The 22,596-nt window shown below is 61.9% G+C and carries 20 protein-coding genes; 13 read left to right on the top strand and 7 right to left on the bottom strand.

The window, feature by feature from the left end:
* Nucleotides 1–69: 69 nt before the first annotated feature.
* The 4 genes from NJC38_RS26535 to gpmI all read right to left on the bottom strand — a co-directional run bounded on the left by NJC38_RS26535 (nt 70) and on the right by gpmI (nt 5,191).
* Entirely contained in the window at nt 70–843 is a 774-nt protein-coding gene (locus tag NJC38_RS26535; RefSeq protein ID WP_366856569.1) for a divergent polysaccharide deacetylase family protein, read from the bottom strand.
* Nucleotides 843–2,171 (bottom strand): S41 family peptidase, encoded by a 1,329-nt coding sequence (locus tag NJC38_RS26530; protein WP_253117857.1) that lies wholly within the window; start codon nt 2,169–2,171, stop codon nt 843–845. Before NJC38_RS26530 ends, NJC38_RS26535 begins: the two co-directional genes overlap by 1 nt.
* 32 nt (nt 2,172–2,203) lie before the next feature.
* Nucleotides 2,204–3,517, bottom strand: a complete 1,314-nt coding sequence (locus NJC38_RS26525) for a peptidoglycan DD-metalloendopeptidase family protein (RefSeq protein WP_045484502.1) — start codon at nt 3,515–3,517, stop codon at nt 2,204–2,206.
* Between the two features lie 141 nt (nt 3,518–3,658).
* Nucleotides 3,659–5,191 (bottom strand): 2,3-bisphosphoglycerate-independent phosphoglycerate mutase, encoded by a 1,533-nt coding sequence (gene gpmI, locus NJC38_RS26520; protein ID WP_253117856.1) that lies wholly within the window; start codon nt 5,189–5,191, stop codon nt 3,659–3,661.
* 194 nt (nt 5,192–5,385) lie between these two features.
* On the opposite strand from gpmI, the gene NJC38_RS26515 reads away from it, so the two are divergent.
* Genes NJC38_RS26515 through secB form a run of 3 tightly spaced genes read left to right on the top strand, consistent with a single transcriptional unit; the run spans nt 5,386 to nt 6,581 of the window.
* Nucleotides 5,386–5,799: a rhodanese-like domain-containing protein gene (locus NJC38_RS26515; RefSeq protein ID WP_045484496.1), complete on the top strand. Its 414-nt coding sequence runs from the start codon at nt 5,386–5,388 to the stop codon at nt 5,797–5,799.
* Nucleotides 5,800–6,054, top strand: coding sequence for a glutaredoxin 3 (gene grxC, locus NJC38_RS26510; protein WP_045484493.1), 255 nt, complete (start codon nt 5,800–5,802; stop codon nt 6,052–6,054). It abuts the gene before it with no gap.
* Between the two features lie 41 nt (nt 6,055–6,095).
* A complete protein-coding gene (secB, locus tag NJC38_RS26505) occupies nt 6,096–6,581 on the top strand; it encodes a protein-export chaperone SecB (protein WP_045484490.1) in 486 nt (161 codons plus the stop codon).
* A 210-nt stretch (nt 6,582–6,791) separates the two neighbouring features.
* Here secB and trmL read toward each other — a convergent pair whose 3' ends face one another.
* A complete protein-coding gene (gene trmL / locus NJC38_RS26500; protein ID WP_253117855.1) occupies nt 6,792–7,247 on the bottom strand; it encodes a tRNA (uridine(34)/cytosine(34)/5-carboxymethylaminomethyluridine(34)-2'-O)-methyltransferase TrmL in 456 nt (151 codons plus the stop codon).
* Between trmL and NJC38_RS26495 the strand changes: the two genes are divergently transcribed.
* Nucleotides 7,246–7,686: a hypothetical protein gene (locus NJC38_RS26495; RefSeq protein WP_045484485.1), complete on the top strand. Its 441-nt coding sequence runs from the start codon at nt 7,246–7,248 to the stop codon at nt 7,684–7,686. The genes trmL and NJC38_RS26495 overlap by 2 nt on opposite strands.
* A 327-nt stretch (nt 7,687–8,013) precedes the next feature.
* Here the strand turns inward: NJC38_RS26495 and NJC38_RS26490 are convergent, their stop codons facing one another.
* The gene (locus tag NJC38_RS26490; protein ID WP_253117854.1) at nt 8,014–8,745 is read right to left on the bottom strand and encodes a 16S rRNA (uracil(1498)-N(3))-methyltransferase; all 732 of its coding nucleotides are present in this window, start codon (nt 8,743–8,745) and stop codon (nt 8,014–8,016) included.
* 122 nt (nt 8,746–8,867) lie between these two features.
* On the bottom strand, nt 8,868–10,274 hold the full coding sequence (locus NJC38_RS26485) for an adenosylmethionine--8-amino-7-oxononanoate transaminase (protein WP_253117853.1): 1,407 nt from the start codon (nt 10,272–10,274) through the stop codon (nt 8,868–8,870).
* A gap of 154 nt (nt 10,275–10,428) precedes the next feature.
* Between NJC38_RS26485 and NJC38_RS26480 the strand changes: the two genes are divergently transcribed.
* The 9 genes from NJC38_RS26480 to NJC38_RS26440 all read left to right on the top strand — a co-directional run.
* Nucleotides 10,429–12,195 carry an FAD-dependent oxidoreductase gene (locus NJC38_RS26480; protein WP_253117852.1) on the top strand — a complete coding sequence of 589 codons (1,767 nt, stop codon included), beginning with the start codon at nt 10,429–10,431 and terminating at the stop codon, nt 12,193–12,195.
* Nucleotides 12,196–12,376: 181 nt separating this feature from the next.
* On the top strand, nt 12,377–13,597 hold the full coding sequence (gene alaC, locus NJC38_RS26475; RefSeq protein WP_045484480.1) for an alanine transaminase: 1,221 nt from the start codon (nt 12,377–12,379) through the stop codon (nt 13,595–13,597).
* A 397-nt stretch (nt 13,598–13,994) separates the two neighbouring features.
* On the top strand, nt 13,995–15,248 hold the full coding sequence (gene glyA, locus NJC38_RS26470; RefSeq protein ID WP_045484479.1) for a serine hydroxymethyltransferase: 1,254 nt from the start codon (nt 13,995–13,997) through the stop codon (nt 15,246–15,248).
* A gap of 17 nt (nt 15,249–15,265) precedes the next feature.
* Nucleotides 15,266–16,516, top strand: a complete 1,251-nt coding sequence (locus NJC38_RS26465) for a sarcosine oxidase subunit beta family protein (protein ID WP_045484477.1) — start codon at nt 15,266–15,268, stop codon at nt 16,514–16,516.
* A 15-nt stretch (nt 16,517–16,531) separates the two neighbouring features.
* Nucleotides 16,532–16,828, top strand: coding sequence for a sarcosine oxidase subunit delta (locus NJC38_RS26460; protein ID WP_045484475.1), 297 nt, complete (start codon nt 16,532–16,534; stop codon nt 16,826–16,828).
* Nucleotides 16,825–19,842: a sarcosine oxidase subunit alpha gene (locus NJC38_RS26455; RefSeq protein ID WP_253117851.1), complete on the top strand. Its 3,018-nt coding sequence runs from the start codon at nt 16,825–16,827 to the stop codon at nt 19,840–19,842. The genes NJC38_RS26460 and NJC38_RS26455 overlap by 4 nt, the downstream gene beginning before the upstream one ends.
* 131 nt (nt 19,843–19,973) lie before the next feature.
* On the top strand, nt 19,974–20,606 hold the full coding sequence (gene soxG / locus NJC38_RS26450) for a sarcosine oxidase subunit gamma family protein (protein WP_253117850.1): 633 nt from the start codon (nt 19,974–19,976) through the stop codon (nt 20,604–20,606).
* Between the two features lie 98 nt (nt 20,607–20,704).
* Nucleotides 20,705–21,562, top strand: coding sequence for a formyltetrahydrofolate deformylase (locus NJC38_RS26445; RefSeq protein WP_253117849.1), 858 nt, complete (start codon nt 20,705–20,707; stop codon nt 21,560–21,562).
* Between the two features lie 345 nt (nt 21,563–21,907).
* Nucleotides 21,908–22,596 (top strand): alcohol dehydrogenase catalytic domain-containing protein (locus NJC38_RS26440; protein WP_253117848.1); only part of this gene is annotated, 689 nt, incomplete at its 3' end.

Here is a 22,596-nt window from a genome sequence, read left to right as displayed (position 1 = left end):
AGTACATGAGCATTTTTAGGTCGATTTCAACGCAGTATTGCCGAGTGCAGCCATTTTGTAGACACCCTCTTAGCGATACACGCCATTTTTGCCATGCGCCGGCATGGCCTTGTTGCCGCGCAGGCTGATCATGTGGCGCAACTCGATCCATTCCACGCCCTGGGCCTTGAGCCTGGGCATTTCGCGTTCCAGGACGTCGAGGGTCACCGGGTAAGGATGGCCGATCACCACGGCAGTGCCTTTCTCGCGGGCCAGCCGTACGGCGCTGTGCAGTTGCCGGGTGATGGCCTCGGCAGTGCGCTCGTCGTCGAGAAACACATCCCGCGAGACACTCGCCAGGCCCAGTTCCTGAGCCTTGGCGGCGGCCACGGTGCGGGCGCTGGTGCGGCTGTCGACAAAGAACAGGTGGCGCCGTTGCAGTTCGGCCATCAGCCAGCTCATGGCCTCAGGCTCGGCGGTCATGCGGCTGCCCATGTGGTTGTTGATGCCGGCGGCATAGGGCACCTTGAGCAGGGCCGCGTTGAGGCGGCTTTCCAGCTCGGTGGTGGGCAGGCCCGGATGCCAGGCATAGGGGCCGGTGGCCGGGTCCATGGGCATATGCAGGATCACCGTCTTGCCGGCCTTATGGCCCTGCCGGGCGAAGTCGGTGGCATGCGGTGTGTCAGGCATGATCGCCAGGGTCACCGGCCCCGGCAGGGCCAGGGTCCGGCTATCGCGGCTGGGGTTTTGGCCCAGATCGTCGATGATCAGGCTCAGGTAGGCTTTCGGCGCCTCAGTGGCAGCGGCTGCGCAAGACACAGCCGCCAGCACCAGAGCGAGCCCAAGGTGAAGGAACCCGCGCATCAGTTGCCGCGGGTGACGCTCAGGCCCTTGAGCAGGCTGAGCGCCTGATTGAGCTGATAGTCTTCATCCTGCGGACGGCTCTTGGCTGCGCTGCCCTTGACGGTCGGCCTGTCGGCCCCGCCGTTGCCATTGCCCAGGTGGCCGTACAGGTCGGCTTCCTTGTAGTTCTCGCCATCGGCTTCGCTGGTGACCTTGCCACGGCGCACCACGATGTCCGGGTTGATGCCCTGCGCCTGGATCGAGCGACCGTTAGGGGTGTAGTACAGCGCGGTGGTGAGCTTCAGGGCGCGGTCGTTGTTCAGCGGCAGCACGGTCTGGACCGAGCCTTTGCCGAAGGTATCGGTGCCCATCAGAATGCCGCGCTTCTGGTCTTGCAAGGCACCGGCGACGATTTCCGAGGCCGACGCGCTACCGCCGTTGATCAGCACCACCAGTGGCACGCCTTCGCTGGCATCGGCCGGGTCGGCAGAGAAGCGCAGTTCGGAGTTGGCGATCCGGCCTTTGGTGTAAACGATCAGGCCTTTGGTCAGGAAGTGGTCGGCCACGGCGACCGCCGATTGCAGCACGCCGCCTGGGTTGTTGCGCAGGTCCAGGACGATGCCGCTGAGTTTCTTGTTGCCGTTGTCCTTGCGCAGCTTAGCCAGCGCCTTGCCCACTTCGTCGCCGGTCTTGACCTGGAACTGGGTGATGCGCACATAGCCATAGCCGCTTTCAAGCAGCTGCGCCTTGACGCTCTTGACCTGGATGATGGCCCGCGACAGGGTCACGTCAAACGGGTTGCCGCCATCGCGCACCAGGGTCAGGGTGATCTTCTCGCCGACCTTGCCGCGCATCTTGTCCACGGCCTCCTGCATGGTCTGGCCCTGGGTCGGTGCACCGTTGATCTTGACGATCAGGTCACCGGCTTCGATGCCGGCGCGCGAGGCCGGGGTGTCGTCGATGGGCGAGACCACTTTGACCATGCCGTTCTCGACACCCACTTCGATGCCCAGGCCGCCGAACTCACCGCTGGTGCTCTCTTGCAGCTCCTGGAAGTCTTCCGGGCCGAGATAGGCAGAGTGCGGGTCAAGGTTGCTGAGCATGCCCTTGATCGCATTCTCCAGCAGGGTTTTGTCGTCCACGGGCTCGACGTAGGCAGCCTTGACCCGGTCCAGTACCTCGGCAAAGGTGCGCAGCTCGTCCAGCGGCAACGGTGCCTTGGCGTTGGCCGCAGCGGCAGGCTCCGCCGCTCGGGCGGCAGGGGCTGGCTCGGCGGCCTGAGTCAGCGGTGCCCCGATCACGAGGGCAATCGCCAGGGCCAGCGAGGTAAGGCGGGGCAAATGCAGCATGTGACAAGCTCCTGATCTTGAGTGGTGCCGACTTATCCTTGAGAACGGCACCATTGGGCCGGGTCGGTCGGACGACCCTGCTGACGAATGGCAAAGTACAGCGCTGCGGTGTCCTGACCGCCACTACTACCTACTGTGGAGATCGCTTCACCGGCCTTGACGATATCACCGGCCTTCTTGAGCAGGCTCTGATTGTGGCCATACAGGCTCAGATAACCGTTGCCATGGTCGAGAATGACCAGAAGTCCGGCGCCACGCAACCAGTCAGCGAAAACCACCCGGCCACCATGGACAGCACGGACCTGGCTGCCAGCGGCAGCGCTGATCATTACGCCATCCCAGCGTGAGCGTTCATCGTCGCCGCGGGCTTCGCCGAACCGTGCAAGTAATCGACCATTGATCGGCCATGGAAGTTTACCCCTGGCCTCAGCAAAAACGCCGCCATACACCGCGCCGTCGCTGGACACGGCAATGCCGGGGGTTCTGGCCGGGCGCCTGGGCGCAGGCTCTTCATCGTCACTGCGATTGTTGCGGGCCAGTGCCTGCTGGCGCTGACGCTCGGCGGCGGCCTCGGCCTCACGGGCGGCGGCGAGGGCTTTCTGGCGTGCTTCTTCGGCTTCACGGGCCTGACGGGCGAGGGTTTCCTCGATGGTCTTGAGCACGCTGTTCAGCTCGGCCTGGTCCTGCTGGCGGGCCGCCAGTTTCTGATCGCTGGCCCTGGTCTGCTGATTAAGGGTAGCCAGCACCTTCTGGCGTTCTTCGCGGACCTTGGCCAGTTCGTTGTTCTGGCGCTCAAGGTCGCTTTTCTGGACCAGCAGTTGCGCCTGCTGGCGGTCGATGTCTTTTTCGACATTGGCCAGCTGGCGCAGGGTTTCGTTGAATTGCTCAAGCTGGGCCAGACGCGCTTTGCTGAGAAAGTCGTAATAGGTGAGGGTGCGGGCGAATTTTTCCGGGTGCTGCTGATTGAGCAGCAGCTTGAGGTATTCCTGGCGGCCGCCTTGGTAGGCAGCACGGGCCTGGATGGCGATCAGGCGTTGCTGATCGACCTTGGCGTTGTTGAGCTGTTTCTTGTCATGGTCGAGCTTGTGCAGCTCGGCTTCGGTCTTTTTTAGTTCCAGCTGCAGGACCTCGACCTGCTTTTCAAGCTTTCCCATTTCCGTTTCAGTGGCGCGCAGGTCCTTCTGGACCCCGCTCTTTTCGGCCTGCAGTTTGCTCAGGGTCTTTTGCAGCTCGGCAATGTCCTGGCGGGCAGCCTCTATCTGTTTTTGTGTCTGAGCGCGTTCATCCTCGGCGAATGCCGGGTTGAGCAGGCAGATCAGAACAAGGGCGGTCAGGGCGCGGAGCATGTGAATGGGCGATACCGGGCAATGGGTGAATGGAACGACAGGCTTAGTATGCCCGCGCTATCCGGTAAAACAAATGAAGCTGGTAGGTGGGAGCGGCCTTTCACGGCATTCGCGGCTGAAGCCGCTCCCACGATTGAGATGTTATTTGGCCACCAGAATCGAATGGCCGGTCATTTCTTCGGGCTTGTCCAGGCCCAGCAACAGCAGCAGGGTCGGGGCCACGTCGGCCAGGACACCGCCTTCACGGACCTTCAAAGGCTTGTTGCCATAATAGATGAACGGCACCGGTTCGGAGGTGTGCGCCGTGTGCGCCTGGCCGGTATGGTCGTCGGTCATTTGCTCGACGTTACCGTGGTCGGCGGTGATCAGCGCTTCGCCGCCGACCTTGTCCAGCGCGGTGGTGATGCGCCCCAGGCACTCGTCCAGGCACTCCACGGCCTTGACCGCCGCGGCCATCACACCGCTGTGGCCAACCATGTCGCCGTTGGCGTAGTTGACGATGATCACGTCATAACGCTGGTTTTCGATGGCATCGACGATGCGGTCGGTGACTTGCGGTGCGCTCATCTCTGGCTGCAGGTCGTACGTGGCGACCTTGGGCGACGGGATCAGGATGCGCTCTTCGCCAGGGAATTCCTCTTCGCGGCCGCCGGAGAAGAAGAACGTCACATGGGCGTATTTCTCGGTTTCGGCGATGCGCAGTTGGGTTTTACCGTTGTCGGCCAGGTACTGGCCCAGCACGTTTTTCAGGCTGCCCGGCGCGAAAGCGGCCGGGGCGTGGATGCTGGCCGAGTACTGGGTCAGCATCACGTAATGGGTCTTGGGTTGGCGGGCGCGGGCGAACTCTTTGAAGTCATCCTCGACGAACACCCGGCTCAGTTCGCGGGCGCGGTCGGCGCGGAAGTTCATGAATACCACGGCGTCGCCGTCTTCAACGGTGACTTTCTCGCCAATGGTCGTGGGTTTGACGAACTCGTCGCTCTCGTCACGGGCATAGGCCGCCTGCAGACCGGCTACGGCGTTGTCTGAGGTGAATTCGGCAGTGCCGTCAACAATCAGGTTATAGGCCGCCGAAACGCGATCCCAGCGATTGTCGCGGTCCATGGCGAAGAACCGGCCGATGATCGTCGCGATGCGGCCCTTGCCCAGCCTTGCAAACGCGTTGTCGAGCAGTTGCAGCGAGCTTTCGGCGCTGCGCGGTGGCGTATCGCGGCCATCGAGGAATGCATGCAGGTAGATTTTCTCGGCGCCGCGCTTGGCCGCCAGTTCGGCCATGGCGACCAGATGATCCTGGTGGCTGTGCACCCCGCCGTCCGACAGCAGGCCCATGATGTGCACGGCCTTGCCGGCACCAACGGCCTTGTCGACTGCCTCGCAGATGGCCGGGTTTTCGAAGAACTCGCCGTCGCGGATGGCCTTGGTGACCCGGGTGAAGTCCTGGTACACCACCCGGCCGGCGCCGAGGTTCATGTGACCGACTTCCGAGTTGCCCATCTGCCCGTCGGGCAGGCCGACGTCCATGCCGGAGCCGGAAATCAGCCCGTGGGACTTGCTGGCGTAGAGACGTTCCATGACTGGCATCCGGGCCGCCATGATGGCGTTGCCTTCGGGGTTCTCGCTGTGGCCGAAGCCGTCGAGAATGATCAGAACCAGAGGTTTGGGCGCAGCAGTCATAGAAACCCTCGTTTGCCGGCCGCTTCAGTCGGGAACGTCGTCCCGGTTTCGAACGGCCTGCTTTGCAAAATGGGAAGTAGGGAAAAGATCGGCATTTTAGGGACAAGTTCCCCCGGCGTCACTGCCGTGCACCCTTTGGTGGTCCTTGGGGGGTGTGTATACTGGCCGGCATTTTAACGCCCTGGAACCTAAAGATGGTTGCTCAACTGCTTGAATTCATCACAAACCACTATCTGATCACCGGCGCTTTCGTGATTCTGCTGGCGTTGCTGATCGCTTATGAAGTGAGCAAAGGTGCCCGCGGTATCAGCACTGGCCAACTGACCGCGCTGGTGAACAGCGACCAGGGCGTGGTGATCGACGTTCGTTCCGCCAAGGATTACGCCGCAGGCCACATCGTTGGCGCGCTCAATTACCCGCAGGACAAAGTCCTGAGCCGTACTTCGGAGCTGAACAAATACAAGGACAAGACGTTGATTCTGGTCGACGCCATGGGGCAGCATGCAGGCAGCACCGCCGGCGAGCTGATCAAGGCTGGCTTCAAGGCGGCCAAGCTGTCGGGCGGTATTTCCACCTGGCGTGCCGACAACCTTCCATTGGTGAAGTAAATGGCCGATGTCCTCGTCTATTCCAGTGACTATTGCCCTTATTGCATTCGCGCCAAGCAGTTGCTCAAGAGCAAGAACGTAGCCTTCGAAGAAATTCGCGTCGATGGCCAACCCCAGGTGCGCGCAGCCATGGCCCAGAAGGCCGGGCGTACTTCGGTGCCACAGATCTGGATCGGCGACGCCCATGTGGGCGGCTGTGATGACCTGTTTGCTCTGGAGCGTGCCGGCGAACTCGATGAGCTGCTTCAGGCCTGATTCAACTATTTGAAAACCCCTATTTTCGAGAAGGATCCGACATGACCGAACAAACCACCAACGGCGCTGTTGCCAACGAAGACAACGCACCACAATTCTCGCTGCAGCGTCTTTACGTTCGTGACCTGTCGTTCGAAGCACCGAAAAGCCCGGCCATCTTCCGTCAGGAGTGGACCCCTTCGGTCAGCCTGGACCTCAACACCCGCCAGAAAGCGCTGGAAAACGACTTCTACGAAGTAGTACTGACCCTGTCGGTTACTGTGAACAACGGTGACGAGACTGCTTTTATCGTTGAAGTGCAGCAGGCCGGCATCTTCCTGATCAAGGGTCTGGATGCTTCGTCCATGAGCCACACCCTGGGTGCGTTCTGCCCGAACATTCTGTTCCCGTACGCGCGCGAAGCCATCGACAGCCTGGTGGTGCGTGGTTCGTTCCCGGCGCTGATGCTCTCGCCAGTGAACTTCGACGCCCTGTATGCCCAAGAGCTGCAGCGTCTGCAAGAGTCGGGCGAAGCGCCTTCGGCCTGATCGCACCGCTCATGAAAAAGCGCCTTTGCAGGCGCTTTTTTTATGCAGCGGTGTTCAAGGTGCCCTTCAGGGGGCCTCTAAAAACGTAGGCGAGGCAGCCAGCGCAAGGCAAAAACAGGCGAGTAAGCGGAGTTGACCAGTTGTCAATGAGCATTGTGAGCCTGTTTTTAACGCAGTGATGGCAACGCAGGTAGTTTTTAGAGGTGCACTTCAGGCAAAACCCTGCTGCCGCCACGCCTCATACACCGCCACGGCCACGGTATTGGACAGGTTCAGGCTGCGGCAGCCTTCACGCATGGGCAGGCGCAGGCGCCGGTCCGGGCTGAAGGTGTCGAGCACTTCGGCGGGCAGGCCACGGCTTTCCGGGCCGAAGATAAACGCATCGCCAGGCTGAAAGCTGACGTCGTGAAATGGCTGCGAGCCCTTGGTGGTGAAAGCGAACAGCCGCGGGTGGCCGAGTTTTTCCAGGCAACTGGCCAGGCTTGGGTGGGTTTGCAGCGTGGCATACTCGTGGTAGTCGAGCCCGGCGCGGCGCAGCCGTTTGTCGTCCAGCTCGAAACCCAACGGCTCGATCAAATGCAGGGTGCAGCCACTATTGGCGCAGAGCCTGATGACATTGCCGGTATTCGGCGGAATTTCTGGTTGAAAAAGGATGACGTGAAACATGCACGGCTCCGAACGAAATGACGGGATGCATTCTACTCCTGAAGAAGACCCCAGGCCGAAGTTCTGGCCGCGGGTGTTGGGCTCGATGGCGATTGTCGGGTTTTCGGTGGGGATGATGATCGGTCGTCTGACCCAGCCTGAGCCGGTTGAACTGGTGCAGATCGAAGAGCTGCCCACCGGGCTGGCCTTGTGGTTCGACGAAGAACCCACAGTAGAAGGCGATACCGTGGACGGCGCCGTGGTGTTGCATCTGCTGGCGTACGGACGGCCCTGGAACGGCCAGTTGCGCATGGACAACAAAGTGGCGCGCTGGCGCATCGAGCGGGGGGATAAAGGACTGGTGCTGACGCTGCTGGCGGCCCGTCCGTTGCAGGGTGACTGGCACACTGACGAGGTGGACGGGCGCTGGAGGCTGAAAGTCAGCCTCCGTGAGCAATAAAAAGGGGAATCCCCGGCCTGCCTGTACCAAGGCCCCCAAAACTGGTAGGTACAGGAGATATTGCAGGTCGCGTGCCAGTTTTGTGGAAACCCGCTTTCTATTTTGTGAAAACCTCGCAGGCCCTTGTGGTGCTGGCTTTGCAGCCGTCGCATGAAGGCGTGTTGGCCTGCGCCGTTCGATACCGTCGGTTGAGGCCGTGCATTTATGCACGCTTATCGCGCACCACAGCGGCGCGGCTACCCATCGTGAAGCATCTGGCCTGTGTTGATCCCGTAGGAGCTGCTTCAGCCGCGAAGGCTTCCCTGCTGAAGCAGGTCCTACGGGTCTTCAATTGCCCTGCAGAAAATCGCCCCATAGCTGTTGCGCCACGCTCAAGGCCACCACCGGGGCGGTTTCGGTGCGCAAGACCCTGGGGCCGAGGCGGGCGGCGTGATAACCGCTGGCTTTGGCTTGCTCGACCTCGGCATCGCTCAGGCCGCCTTCCGGGCCGATCAGGAAGGCCAGGCTCTGCGGTGCTGGATGGCTGGTCAGCGGCGCGGCAACCGGGTGCAGTACCAGCTTGAGCTCGGCCTGAGTGGTTTTAAGCCATTCGCCCAGCGGTATAGGCGAATGGATCACCGGCACCACCGAACGACCGCATTGCTCGCAGGCGCTGATTGCAATCTGCCGCCAGTGAGCCTGACGCTTCTCGGCACGTTCGTCCTTGAGGCGCACCTCGCAGCGCTCGCTGACAATCGGCGTGATCTCTGTGGCGCCCAGCTCAGTGGCTTTCTGGATCGCCCAGTCCATGCGCTCGCCACGCGACAGGCCCTGGCCCAGATGAATGCGCAACGGCGATTCGGGCTGCCCGGCAAATGACTCATCGAGTTGCACGCGCACCTGCTTTTTGCCGACCTCCAGCAGGGTGGCGCGATATTCGCTGCCCGAGCCGTCGAACAGTTGCAGTGCCTGACCTTCGGTCATGCGTAACACCCGGCCAATGTAATGGGCCTGGGCTTCTGGCAAGGTGTGTTCGCCCAGGCTCAGTGGGGCATCGATGAAGAAGCGGGACAGTCTCATGGGGGGATCTCTGGATATTCTGGGCAGCTATTTGCGGCTGTAGGAGCGGCTTTAGCCGCGAAGCTTTAGCCGCGATCCGTGAAGCTTCGCGGCTAAAGCCGCTCCTACGGGGATAGTCGGGTTCAGCCGGGGTCGCGAAAGTCCGGGTGGAAGCCTTCCGGTACTGCCACGCTGATGGTTTCACGCGTGGCGATGTCGATGCCTTCGCTGGCCACTTCGGCCAGAAAGTCGATCTGCTCCGGGGTGATTACATAAGGCGGCAGGAAATACACCACGTTGCCTAGCGGGCGCAGCAGCGCGCCACGCTCCAGGGCATGCTGGAACACCTTCAGGCCCCGACGCTGCTGCCACGGGTAGGCGGTCCGGGTGGCTTTGTCCTGCACCATCTCGATGGCCAGGGCCATGCCGGTCTGGCGCACTTCGGCGACATTCGGATGGTCGGCCAGGTGCGCGGTGGCGCTGGCCATGCGCTGGGCCAGGGCCTTGTTGGCCTCGATCACATTGTCTTGTTCGAAGATATCCAGCGTTGCCAGCGCGGCGGCGCATGCCAGCGGGTTGCCGGTGTAGCTGTGCGAGTGCAGGAAGGCGCGCAGGGTCAGGTATTCGTCGTAGAACGCGCTGTACACCTCATCGGTGGTCAGGCACGCCGCCAACGGCAGGTAGCCGCCGGTCAGCGCCTTGGACAGGCAGAGAAAATCCGGCCGGATACCGGCCTGTTCGCAGGCGAACATCGTCCCGGTACGGCCAAAGCCCACGGCGATTTCGTCGTGGATCAGGTGCACGCCGTAACGGTCGCAGGCTTCGCGCAGCAGCTTGAGGTACACCGGGTGGTACATGCGCATGCCACCGGCACCCTGAATCAGCGGCTCGACGATCACCGCCGCGACGCTGGCGTGGTGTTCGGCCAGGGTCTGTTCCATGGCCTGGAACATCGTGCGCGAGTGTTGCTCCCAGCTCACGCCTTCGGGGCGGTGATAGCAGTCCGGGCTGGGCACCTTGATGGTGTCGAGCAGCAGCGACTTGTAGGTCTCGGTAAACAGCGCCACATCACCCACCGACATCGCCGCCACGGTCTCGCCGTGGTAGCTGTTGGTCAGGGTCACAAAGCGTTTTTTGTCCGGTTGGCCGCGGTTGAGCCAGTAATGAAAGCTCATCTTCAAGGCCACTTCGATGCACGACGAACCGTTGTCGGCATAGAAGCAGCGGGTCAGGCCTTCCGGGGTCAGCTTGACCAGCCGCTCCGACAGTTCGATGACCGGCTGATGGCTGAAACCGGCGAGGATCACGTGTTCGAGCTGATCGACCTGATCCTTGATGCGCTGGTTGATGCGCGGGTTGGCGTGGCCGAACACATTCACCCACCAGGAGCTGACCGCGTCCAGGTAGCGTTTGCCCTCGAAGTCTTCCAGCCACACACCCTCGCCACGGCGGATCGGAATCAGCGGCAGTTGTTCGTGATCTTTCATCTGCGTGCAGGGGTGCCACAAGACCTTGAGGTCACGTTGCATCCACTGATCATTCAGGCCCATGGGCGCTCTCCATTAAGCGAATCGCGCAAGCCTAGTGAATGCCCGGCTCAGGGACAACCTTTGATCGCTGGCAGGCCTTTCGTCAGTCACGTATGCTCGCGGCTCTTCGCGACATTTCCTGAACTTTTCCACATTTTTTATCGGAGTTTGCGCAATGCGTTTCGCTTTGCTACGCGGCTGTGCGCTGTTGGTGATAGGGCTGGTCAGCTTTAATGCACTGGCCAGCGACAAACCCCGGACCGCCATCGTGGTCGGCGGCGGACTGGCGGGGCTGACGGCCGCCTATGAACTGCAGGCCAAGGGCTGGCAGGTCACTGTGCTGGAGGCCAAAGGCAGCACCGGCGGGCGTTCGGGCCTGGCCACCAGCGAGTGGATCGGCAGCAACAAGGTTCAGCCATTGCTCAACCAGTACCTGAACACCTTCAAGCTGACCAGCGTTGCTGCGCCGGAGTTTGTCCGCACGCCCAGCTACCTGATCGACGGCGTGCACTTCAGCGCCGCAGACCTGGCCGTCAAGCAGCCTGCCACTGCCGAGGCACTCAAGCGTTACGAAGAGACGCTGGATAATCTGGCGCGCTCCATCGACGACCCGGAGAACCCGGCAGCCAACAGCACGCTGTTTGCCCTGGACCAGATCAACGTGTCCAACTGGCTGGACCGGCAGAATCTGCCAGAAACCGCCCGGCAGTTGATCAACCAGCAAATCCGTACCCGCTACGACGAGCCTTCGCGCCTGTCGCTGCTGTACTTTGCCCAGCAGACCCGGGTGTACCGTGGCGTCGATGACCGCGACCGTCGTGCGGCGCGGTTGCCCGGTGGCAGCGCGGTGCTGACCGAGGCGTTTACCAGGCAGTTGAAGTCGATCAAGACTCAGTCGCCGGTGTCGGCGATTATTCAGGACAAGGACAGCGTGACGGTCAAGGTTGGCAGCGTCGGCTACAGCGCCGATTACGTGGTGCTGGCCGTGCCGCTGCGGGCGCTGGCGAAAATCCAGATGACCCCGGCGCTGGGCGACAAATACCTGGGCGCGCTGCGCAGCACCAACTACGGTTGGCGCGACCAGATCATGCTCAAGTTCAAAACCCCGGTGTGGGACAGCAAGGCGCGCCTGTCGGGCGAGATTTTCAGCAACACCGGGCTTGGCATGCTGTGGATCGAACCGGCGCTCAAGGGCGGCGCCAACGTGGTGATCAACCTGTCGGGCGACAACGCGCGGATCATGCAGGCGTTTGGTGACAAGCAACTGGTCGATCAGGTGCTGATCCGCCTGCATGCGTTCTATCCACAGGCACGCGGTGCCTATACCGGTTATGAAATCCGCCGCTACAGCGTCGACCCGGGGATGGGCGGTTCGTACCTGGCCTATGGTCCGGGGCAGATCAGCAAGTTCTGGCGGGTCTGGGAAAAACCGGTGCAGCGCGTCGCGTTTGCCGGTGAGCACACCGACACCCTGTACCCCGGCACCCTGGAAGGCGCGCTGCGCAGCGGCCAGCGCGCAGCCAGCCAGGTGCAGGATCTGGCGGCCGGCAAGTCGTTCGAGCCGAAAGTGATCCCGCCGGCACCGGCTCCGGCAGTGGCGCCGGCGAAAAAGGATGAGCAGCCGGGCTTCTTCTCGCGGATGTTTGGTGGCGAAGAAAAACCAGCAGAAAAAGCCCCGGCCCCAGTGGTTGCTGCCCCCGTAGCCCCGGCCCCGGCACCTGAGCCAGCCCCTGCACCGGTGGTTCCGGCCAGGGTCGAGCCAGCCAAGGACGCGGTGAAGAAAGAGCCGGTCAGTAAAGAGGCCACTCATAAGGCGCCAGCGCACAAGGAACCGGCCAAGAAAGAGCCAGCAAAGAAAGAACCGGCCAACAAGGCGCCGGCCAAGACCGAACCGACGAAAAAAGCCCCGGTCAAGGACAAGGCCGAAGCCGCCGGGGCCTGAAGCGCTGACCAGCAGTCAAAGGCTGCCACCGCTCTGGGTGGGGACTGCGCTGCTGGCAACCAGCGTTCGAAACCCAAGGGTGTAGACAAGATACTGGCACTGCGCTTATCTTGCGCGCAGGCCGCCTCATGCGGCCTGCGTCGCTCGGACGGTTCCGGGCGCTTACGTTTGCGAGATTCTCATGGCTGACCAAGGTTCGCCGCGCCGCTTTGCGCGCATCGATCGACTCCCCCCGTACGTCTTCAATATCACCGCCGAGCTGAAAATGGCTGCTCGTCGTCGCGGTGAAGACATCATCGACCTGAGCATGGGTAACCCCGACGGGGCTACGCCGCCGCACATCGTGGAAAAGCTGGTCACCGTCGCCCAGCGCGAAGACACCCACGGTTACTCCACTTCACGGGGTATTCCACGCCTGCGTCGGGCGATTTCCAACTGGTACAAAAAGCGCTACGAAGTCGATATCGACCCGGAAAGCGAAGCCATTGTCACCATCGGTTCCAAGGAAGGCCTGGCGCACCTGATGCTCGCCACCCTCGACCAGGGCGATACGGTGCTGGTGCCCAACCCCAGTTACCCGATCCACATCTACGGTGCCGTGATTGCCGGCGCCCAGGTGCGTTCGGTGCCGCTGGTGCCGGGCGTGGACTTTTTCGCCGAGCTGGAAAAGGCCATTCGTGGCTCGATTCCCAAGCCCAAGATGATGATCCTCGGCTTCCCGTCCAACCCCACCGCGCAATGCGTTGAGCTGGATTTCTTCGAGCGCGTGGTTGCGCTGGCCAAGCAGTACGACGTGCTGGTGGTTCACGACCTGGCCTATGCCGACATCGTCTACGACGGCTGGCAGGCACCCTCGATCATGCAGGTTCCGGGTGCCAAGGACATTGCGGTGGAGTTCTTCACCCTGTCCAAGAGTTACAACATGGCCGGCTGGCGGATTGGTTTTATGGTCGGTAATCCGGAACTGGTCGGCGCCCTGGCGCGAATCAAGAGCTACCACGACTACGGCACCTTCACGCCGCTGCAGGTAGCAGCCATCGCGGCACTGGAAGGCGACCAGCAGTGTGTGCTGGATATCGCCGAACAGTATCGCCAGCGCCGCAATGTGCTGGTCAAGGGCCTGCACGAGCTGGGCTGGATGGTCGAGAACCCCAAGGCCTCGATGTACGTCTGGGCGAAGATCCCCGAGGCTTATGCCCATCTGGGCTCGCTGGAATTCGCCAAGAAGCTGCTGGCCGAGGCCAAGGTGTGCGTCTCGCCGGGTATCGGTTTTGGTGAATACGGTGACGACCATGTGCGTTTTGCCCTGATCGAGAACCAGGACCGGATCCGTCAGGCGGTGCGCGGCATCCGCGCCATGTTCCGTGCTGATGCACAGGCACCGGGCAAGCCGGACGCCTGATAGCCGTTGCGTGCAGGAGCGGATTTATCCGCGAAGACTAAAGCCGCTCCTGCAATGACCCGCGTCACTTGTCTGAATACGCCATTCTCCTCTCCCGATTCCCCTCTTTTTCCCGGTAAAACCGCCGCAGCCCTCGGTTGCTGTGGCTCGCCTGCTGATCGCGCAAAGGCACGGTTTACAGGGCTTTGCGCGTCACTTGCAGGGCTTTTCAGAGGCGCCGCGACGACGGCGCATGGCGGAATGTTCCACGCCGTCAAATCCATGTCGTAAAAGCACCTTTGCGTGGCGTGTGCAGGCATCTGGGCAGGACGCCGCCGGCCTACCATCTCAGCCACTGGGTGATGAACCCACCCTATCCAATAATGAATGGCGCCGCGACGCCGCTGGGGAGACCGCGATGTTCAGCAAACAAGACCAGATTCAGGGTTATGACGATGCACTGTTGGCGGCCATCAATGCCGAAGAGCAGCGTCAGGAAGACCACATTGAACTGATCGCCTCTGAAAACTACACCAGCAAGCGCGTCATGCAAGCGCAGGGCAGTGGCCTGACCAACAAGTACGCCGAAGGGTATCCGGGCAAGCGTTACTACGGCGGCTGCGAGCACGTCGACAAGGTCGAGCAACTGGCCATCGATCGCGCCAAGGAACTGTTCGGCGCTGATTACGCCAACGTCCAGCCGCACTCCGGCTCCTCGGCCAACTCGGCGGTCTACCTGGCGCTGCTGCAAGCCGGCGACACCATCCTGGGCATGAGCCTGGCCCATGGCGGTCACCTGACCCACGGTGCCAAGGTTTCTTCGTCGGGCAAGCTGTACAACGCCGTGCAGTACGGGATCGACACCGACACCGGTCTGATCAACTACGACGAAGTCGAGCGCCTGGCCGTCGAGCACAAGCCAAAGATGATCGTTGCCGGTTTTTCGGCCTACTCCAAGACCCTGGACTTCCCGCGCTTTCGCGCCATCGCTGACAAGGTCGGTGCGCTGCTGTTCGTCGACATGGCCCACGTGGCCGGTCTGGTCGCAGCGGGCCTGTACCCCAACCCGATCCCGTTCGCTGACGTGGTGACCACCACCACCCACAAGACCCTGCGCGGTCCACGTGGCGGCCTGATCCTGGCCAAGGCCAACGAAGAGATCGAGAAAAAACTCAACGCCGCCGTATTCCCCGGCGCTCAGGGCGGCCCGCTGATGCACGTCATCGCCGCCAAGGCCGTGTGCTTCAAAGAGGCGCTGGAGCCAGGCTTCAAGGCTTACCAGCAGCAGGTCATCAATAATGCCCAGGCCATGGCCAAGGTGTTTATCGACCGCGGCTTCGACGTGGTCTCCGGCGGTACTGACAACCACTTGTTCCTGGTCAGCCTGATCCGTCAGGGCCTGACCGGTAAAGATGCTGACGCCGCCCTGGGCCGCGCGCACATCACCGTCAACAAGAACGCCGTACCGAATGACCCGCAGTCGCCGTTCGTGACTTCGGGCCTGCGGATCGGCACCCCGGCTGTCACCAGCCGTGGCTTCAAAGAAACCCAATGCATCGAGCTGGCCGGCTGGATCTGCGACATCCTCGACAACCTCGGCGATGCCGATGTCGAGGCTAACGTCGCCAGCCATGTTGCCGCCCTGTGCGCCGATTTCCCGGTTTACCGCTGAGTCAGGAGTCGCCTTACATGAAACGTTATTCGGGCTTCGGCCTTTTCAAGCACTCCCTCAGCCACCACGAGAACTGGCAGCGCATGTGGCGCACGCCAACGCCCAAGCAGGTCTACGATGTGGTCATCGTCGGCGGTGGCGGCCATGGTCTGGCGACCGCCTACTACCTGGCCAAGGAACACGGCATCACCAACGTGGCGGTGATCGAGAAGGGTTATCTGGGCGGCGGCAACACCGCCCGTAACACCACTATCGTGCGCTCCAACTACCTGTGGGACGAATCGGCCCACCTGTACGAGCACGCCATGAAGTTGTGGGAAGGCCTGTCGCAGGACATCAACTACAACGTGATGTTCTCCCAGCGCGGCGTCTACAACCTGTGCCACACCCTGCAGGACATCCGTGATTCTGAGCGTCGGGTCAGCGCCAACCGCCTCAACGGGGTGGACGGTGAGCTGCTCAACACTGAACAGGTCGCGGCCGAGATTCCGTACCTGGACTGCTCGAAGAACACCCGCTACCCGATCCTCGGCGCCACCGTACAACGCCGTGGCGGCGTGGCTCGTCACGATGCTGTGGCCTGGGGCTATGCCCGTGCCGCCGACGCCCTGGGCGTCGACCTGATCCAGCAGACCGAAGTGACCGGTTTTCGCAAGCAGAACGGCGTGTGCATCGGTGTCGAAACCACCAAGGGCTTCATTGGCGCCAAGCGCGTCGGGGTGGTCACTGCCGGTAACTCCGGGCACATGGCCAAACTGGCGGGCTTCCGTCTGCCGCTGGAATCGCACCCGCTGCAGGCGCTGGTTTCCGAGCCGATCAAGCCGATCATCGACAGCGTGATCATGTCCAACGCCGTACACGGTTACATCAGCCAGTCCGACAAGGGCGACCTGGTGATCGGTGCCGGTATCGACGGCTGGGTCGGCTACGGCCAGCGCGGTTCGTACCCGGTGATCGAGCACACCATCCAGGCCATCGTCGAGATGTTCCCGATCCTGTCGCGGGTGCGCATGAACCGTCAGTGGGGCGGTATCGTCGACACTTCGCCGGATGCCTGCCCGATCATCTCCAAGACACCGGTGCCGAACATGTTCTTCAACTGCGGTTGGGGTACCGGTGGCTTCAAGGCCACGCCGGGTTCGGGCAACGTGTTTGCCGCCAGTCTTGCCAAGGGCGAGATGCACCCGTTGGCGGCACCGTTCTCCATCGACCGTTTCCACAACGGTGCCCTCATCGACGAACACGGCGCTGCTGCCGTCGCTCACTAACAGGAGAGTCCGAACATGTTGCAAATCTTCTGTCCTCACTGTGGCGAGCTGCGCTCCGAAGAGGAATTCCACTCGGCCGGCCAGGCGCACATTCCGCGCCCGCTGGACCCGAATGCCTGCACCGACGAGCAGTGGGGCGACTACATGTTTTTCCGTGATAACCCGCGCGGTATTCACCATGAACTGTGGGACCACGCTGCCGGCTGCCGTCAGTACTTCAACGTCACCCGCAATACCGTGACCTACGAAATTCTCGAAACCTATCCGATTGGCGCCAAGCCACAGTTCACCGCCGAGGGAGAAAAGGTATGAGCCAGACCAATCGTCTGCCCAATGGCGGCCGTATCGACCGTAGCAAGGTGCTGAACTTCACCTTCAACGGTCAGACCTACCAAGGCTTTGCCGGTGATTCTCTGGCGTCCGCTCTGCTGGCCAACGGTGTTGATGTGATCGGCCGCAGCTTCAAGTACTCGCGTCCGCGCGGCATCTTTGCCGCCGGTGCCGAAGAGCCGAACGCTGTGTTGCAACTCGGTGCCACCGAGGCCACCCAGATTCCGAACGTGCGGGCCACACAACAGGCGCTGTACACCGGGCTGGTCGCCACCAGCACCAACGGCTGGCCGAGCGTCAACACCGACGTGATGGGCATTCTGGGTAAAGTCGGCGGCAAGATGATGCCACCGGGCTTCTACTACAAGACCTTCATGTACCCGCAGTCGTTCTGGATGACTTACGAAAAGTACATCCGCAAGGCCGCAGGTCTCGGCCGTTCTCCTCTGGAAAACGACCCTGACCGCTACGACAACTACAACCAGCACTGCGACGTGCTGGTGGTCGGTTCCGGCCCTGCCGGTCTGGCCGCAGCCCTGGCCGCTGCGCGCAGCGGTGCCCGGGTGATCCTGGCTGACGAACAGGAAGAGTTCGGCGGCAGCCTGCTCGACACCCGCGAAAGCCTGGACGGCAAGCCGGCCACCGAATGGGTTGCCAGCGTGGTTGCCGAACTGGCGGGCCTGAAGAACGTCGTGCTGCTGCCTCGCGCTACGGTCAACGGCTACCACGACCACAACTTCCTGACCATTCACGAGCGTCTGACCGACCACCTGGGTGACCGTGCGCCGATCGGCCAGGTTCGCCACCGTGTGCACCGTGTACGTGCCAAGCGGGTTGTGCTGGCCACCGGTACCCACGAGCGGCCGCTGGTTTACGCCAACAACGACGTACCGGGCAACATGCTGGCCGGTGCCGTGTCGACCTACGTGCGTCGTTATGGCGTGGCACCGGGCAAGAAGCTGGTGCTGTCGACCAACAATGATTATGCCTACCGCGTGGCGCTGGACTGGCTGGATGCCGGCCTGCAAGTGGTGGCGATTGCCGATGCCCGTCATAACCCGCGTGGTTCGCTGGTTGAAGAGGCGCGTGCCAAAGGCCTGCGCATCCTGACCTCCAGTGCGGTGATCGAAGCTCGTGGCACCAAGCGTGTGACCGGTGCCCGCGTGGCGGCCATCGACCTGAAAAGCATGAAAGTCACCAGCCCTGGTGAATGGCTCGATGCTGACCTGATCGCCAGCTCCGGCGGCTACAGCCCGGTCGTGCACCTGGCTTCGCACCTGGGCGGCCGTCCGGTATGGCGTGAAGACATTCTTGGCTTCGTGGCCGGCGATGCCCCTCAGAAGCGTGTTTGCGTCGGTGGTCTGAACGGCGTTTACAGCCTGGGCGACACCCTGGCCGATGGTTTCGAAGGTGGCGTGCGTGCGGCCAGCGAAGCCGGTTTCCAGGCGGTCGAAGGCGTGCTGCCGAAAACCGTAAGTCGTACCGAAGAGCCGACTGTCGCGCTGTTCCAGGTGCCGCACGACAAGGGCACCGCCCGTGCGCCGAAGCAGTTCGTCGACCTGCAGAACGACGTCACCGCAGCGGCCATTGAACTGGCAACCCGTGAGGGCTTCGAGTCGGTCGAGCACGTCAAGCGCTACACCGCGCTGGGCTTCGGTACTGATCAGGGCAAACTGGGTAACGTCAACGGTCTGGCCATCGCCGCCCGTTCGCTGAACGTGACCATCCCCGAGATGGGCACCACCATGTTCCGCCCCAACTACACACCGGTGACCTTCGGTGCGGTGGCCGGCCGTCACTGCGGTCACATCTTCGAGCCAGTGCGTTTCACCGCACTGCACGCTTGGCACGTGAAAAACGGCGCCGAGTTCGAAGACGTCGGCCAGTGGAAGCGCCCTTGGTACTTCCCCAAAGGTGGTGAAGACATGCACGCGGCCGTGGCCCGTGAGTGCAAGGCAGTGCGTGACAGCGTCGGCCTGCTGGACGCTTCGACCCTCGGCAAGATCGACATCCAGGGCCCTGATGCCCGCGAGTTCCTCAACCGCGTTTACACCAACGCCTGGACCAAGCTGGATGTGGGCAAGGCGCGTTACGGCCTGATGTGTAAAGAAGACGGCATGGTATTCGATGACGGCGTGACCGCCTGTGTCGGCGACAACCATTTCGTGATGACCACCACCACCGGCGGCGCGGCGCGCGTTCTGCAGTGGCTGGAGCTGTATCAGCAGACCGAATGGCCGGACCTGAAGGTGTACTTCACCTCCGTGACCGACCACTGGGCGACCCTGACCCTGTCGGGCCCGAACAGTCGCAAACTGCTGTCGGAACTGACCGACATCGACCTGGGCCGTGAAGCGTTCCCGTTCATGACCTGGAAAGAAGGCGAAGTGGCCGGCGTACCGGCGCGGATCTTCCGGATTTCGTTCACAGGCGAGCTGTCGTACGAAGTCAACGTCCAGGCTGACTACGCCATGGGTGTGCTGGAGAAGATCGCCGAGGCCGGCAAGAAGTACAACCTGACCCCGTACGGCACCGAAACCATGCACGTGCTGCGGGCCGAGAAAGGCTTCATCATCGTCGGTCAGGACACTGACTCCTCGATGACCCCGGACGACCTGAACATGGGCTGGTGTGTAGGCCGCACCAAACCGTTCTCGTGGATCGGCTGGCGTGGCATGAACCGCGAAGACTGCGTGCGCGAGCAGCGCAAGCAACTGGTCGGTCTCAAGCCGCTGGACCCGAAACGCTGGCTGCCGGAAGGTGCCCAGCTGGTGTTCGATCCTAACCAGTCGATCCCGATGAAGATGGTCGGTCACGTGACCTCCAGCTACGCGCACAACTCGTTGGGCTATTCGTTTGCCCTGGCCGTGGTCAAAGGCGGTATCAACCGTATGGGCGAGAAGGTCTACGCGCCGCTGGCCGATGGCAGCGTGATCGAGGCCGAGATCGTTTCGACCGTGTTCTTCGATCCGAAGAACGAGCGCCAGAACGTGTAGGAGCGACCTTGGTCGCGAAATGGCCGTGCCAAACGCCACATTTGTAGCGCTTGGCAAATGGCTTTCGCGAGCAAGCTCGCTCCCACAAGATCGAAACCCGGCTATACAACAGAATTGATAACAGGTGCGTCATGACTACAGTCAACGTATACCAGCAACGTCCAACCACCGGTGCCAAGGCCGAGCAACCGCTGTTCCACGCGGGCCTGGACAAACTGGTTGGTAAAGGCAACACCAACCCTGGCGTGTCGCTGCGCGACAAGAACCTGCTGGGTCACCTGACCATTCGTGGTAATGGTCATGACAAGGCTTTCGCAACCGGCGTTAAAAAAGCCCTGGGTCTGGAACTGCCAGGCCCGCTGGGTCTGGTGATCGACGGCGAGCGCTCGCTGCAATGGCTTGGCCCCGATGAGTGGGTACTGATCGTACCGACCGGGACCGAACTGGAAACCGAGCAGAAGCTGCGCGCTGCGCTGGACGGTCAGCATATTGCTATCGTCAACGTCAGCGGCGGTTGGTCGATTCTTGAGCTGAGCGGCCCGAACGTGGTCGATGTGCTGAAAAAATCCACCAGCTACGATGTTCACCCCAGCAACTTCCCGGTCGGCAAGGCCGTGGGTACGGTGTTCGCCAAGTCGCAACTGGTGATTCGCCGCACCGGCGAAGAAACCTGGGAGCTGCTGGTGCGCCGCAGCTTCTCCGACTACTGGTGGCTGTGGCTGCAGGATGCTTCGGCGGAATACGGCCTGGGTATCAAGGGCTGATTGATCTGTCGCAGGAGCGGCTTTAGCCGCGATCGGGCCTGACCCTTTCGCGGCTAAAGCCGCTCCTGCCGGTTTCACATCTGCAAAAAGGATGACTCATGAGCCGTGCCCCCGATACCTGGATTCTCACCGCCGACTGCCCCAGCGTCTTGGGTACTGTTGATGCGGTTACGCGCTACCTGTTCGAGCAGGGCTGCTATGTCACCGAGCATCATTCGTTCGATGACCGGTTGTCCGCGCGCTTTTTCATTCGTGTCGAATTCCGCCAGCCAGATGGCTTTGACGAGGCTGCCTTTCGCAGTGGCCTTGCCGAGCGTGGCGCGGGGTTCGGGATGGTCTTCGAGCTGACGGCCCCCAACTACCGCCCCAAAGTCGTGATCATGGTCTCCAAGGCCGATCATTGCCTCAACGATCTGCTGTACCGCCAGCGGATCAATCAGTTGTCGATGAACGTGGTCGCGGTGGTCTCCAACCATCCGGATCTGGAGCCGTTGGCCGCCTGGCATTCGATTCCCTACTATCACTTCCCGCTGGATCCGAACGACAAGCCGGGTCAGGAAGCCAAGGTGATGCAGGTGGTCGAAGAGTCCGGCGCAGAGCTGGTGATTCTTGCCCGTTACATGCAGGTCCTGTCGCCGGAGTTGTGCCGCAAGCTCGATGGCAAGGCCATCAACATTCACCACTCGCTGTTGCCGGGTTTCAAGGGCGCCAAGCCTTATCACCAGGCCTACAACAAGGGCGTGAAGATGGTTGGCGCCACGGCGCACTACATCAATAACGACCTCGACGAAGGGCCGATCATTGCCCAGGGCGTGGAAGTGGTCGACCACTCGTACTACCCCGAAGACCTGATCGCCAGGGGCCGCGATATCGAGTGCCTGACGCTGGCGCGGGCTGTGGGTTATCACATCGAGCGGCGGGTGTTTCTCAACGCCAACCGCACCGTCGTTCTGTAACCCGGCCTCTCAGGTTTACCTCCGTGCCTCAGTCCGCTTTGCGGGCTGAGGCTCTGTCGTTTTAAACACGCAAATCCCGGATGAGCTTCTATGCTCAATTCCGGCGTTTTGGCCTGGCTGAAATTCAGGTCCGGACAAAATCGCGGCTTATTTCTGTGCTTGTCGTTTTTGAGATAGCTGAGGGCGGTGTGACCGAAAAAGCCCGGTTTGAATCGGCGCATCCTTAGCTGCAAGCGACACGTTGTGCGTGGCAGGTTCAGTGGCGGGCCGATGCCTGGCCAGATTCGACACTGGGCACCAAACGTGCGGCGACTCCTCGTTAAAAAAAACTAGAGAGGTGACAAGATGTCTGGAAATCGCGGTGTGGTGTATCTCGGCGCTGGCAAGGTCGAAGTACAAAAAATCGATTACCCGAAAATGCAGGACCCGCGCGGCAAGAAGATTGAGCACGGTGTGATCCTCAAGGTGGTCGCCACCAACATCTGTGGTTCCGACCAGCACATGGTGCGTGGCCGTACCACGGCGCAGATCGGCCTGGTATTGGGCCACGAGATCACCGGTGAAGTGATCGAGAAAGGCTCGGACGTCGAGAGCCTGAAAATCGGTGACCTGGTCTCGGTGCCGTTCAACGTGGCCTGCGGCCGTTGCCGCTCGTGCAAAGAGATGCACACCGGCGTGTGCCTGACCGTCAACCCGGCCCGTCCGGGCGGTGCTTACGGTTACGTTGACATGGGCGACTGGACCGGTGGCCAGGCCGAGTACGTGCTGGTGCCCTACGCCGACTTCAACCTGCTGAAACTGCCGAACCGCGACAAGGCCATGGAAAAGATCCGTGACCTGACCTGCCTGTCGGACATTCTGCCTACCGGCTTCCACGGTGCGGTGACCGCTGGCGTTGGCCCAGGCAGCACGGTCTATGTCGCCGGCGCCGGCCCTGTGGGTCTGGCCGCTGCCGCTTCGGCGCGCCTGCTGGGCGCTGCCGTGGTGATCGTCGGTGACCTGAACCCTGCGCGTCTGGCGCATGCCAAGGCCCA

This window comes from Pseudomonas sp. 21LCFQ010 (assembly GCF_024129905.1).
GTDB lineage: Bacteria > Pseudomonadota > Gammaproteobacteria > Pseudomonadales > Pseudomonadaceae > Aquipseudomonas.
Note: the sequence above shows the minus strand (reverse complement) of the source record. Positions and strands in the feature narration are given on the sequence as shown.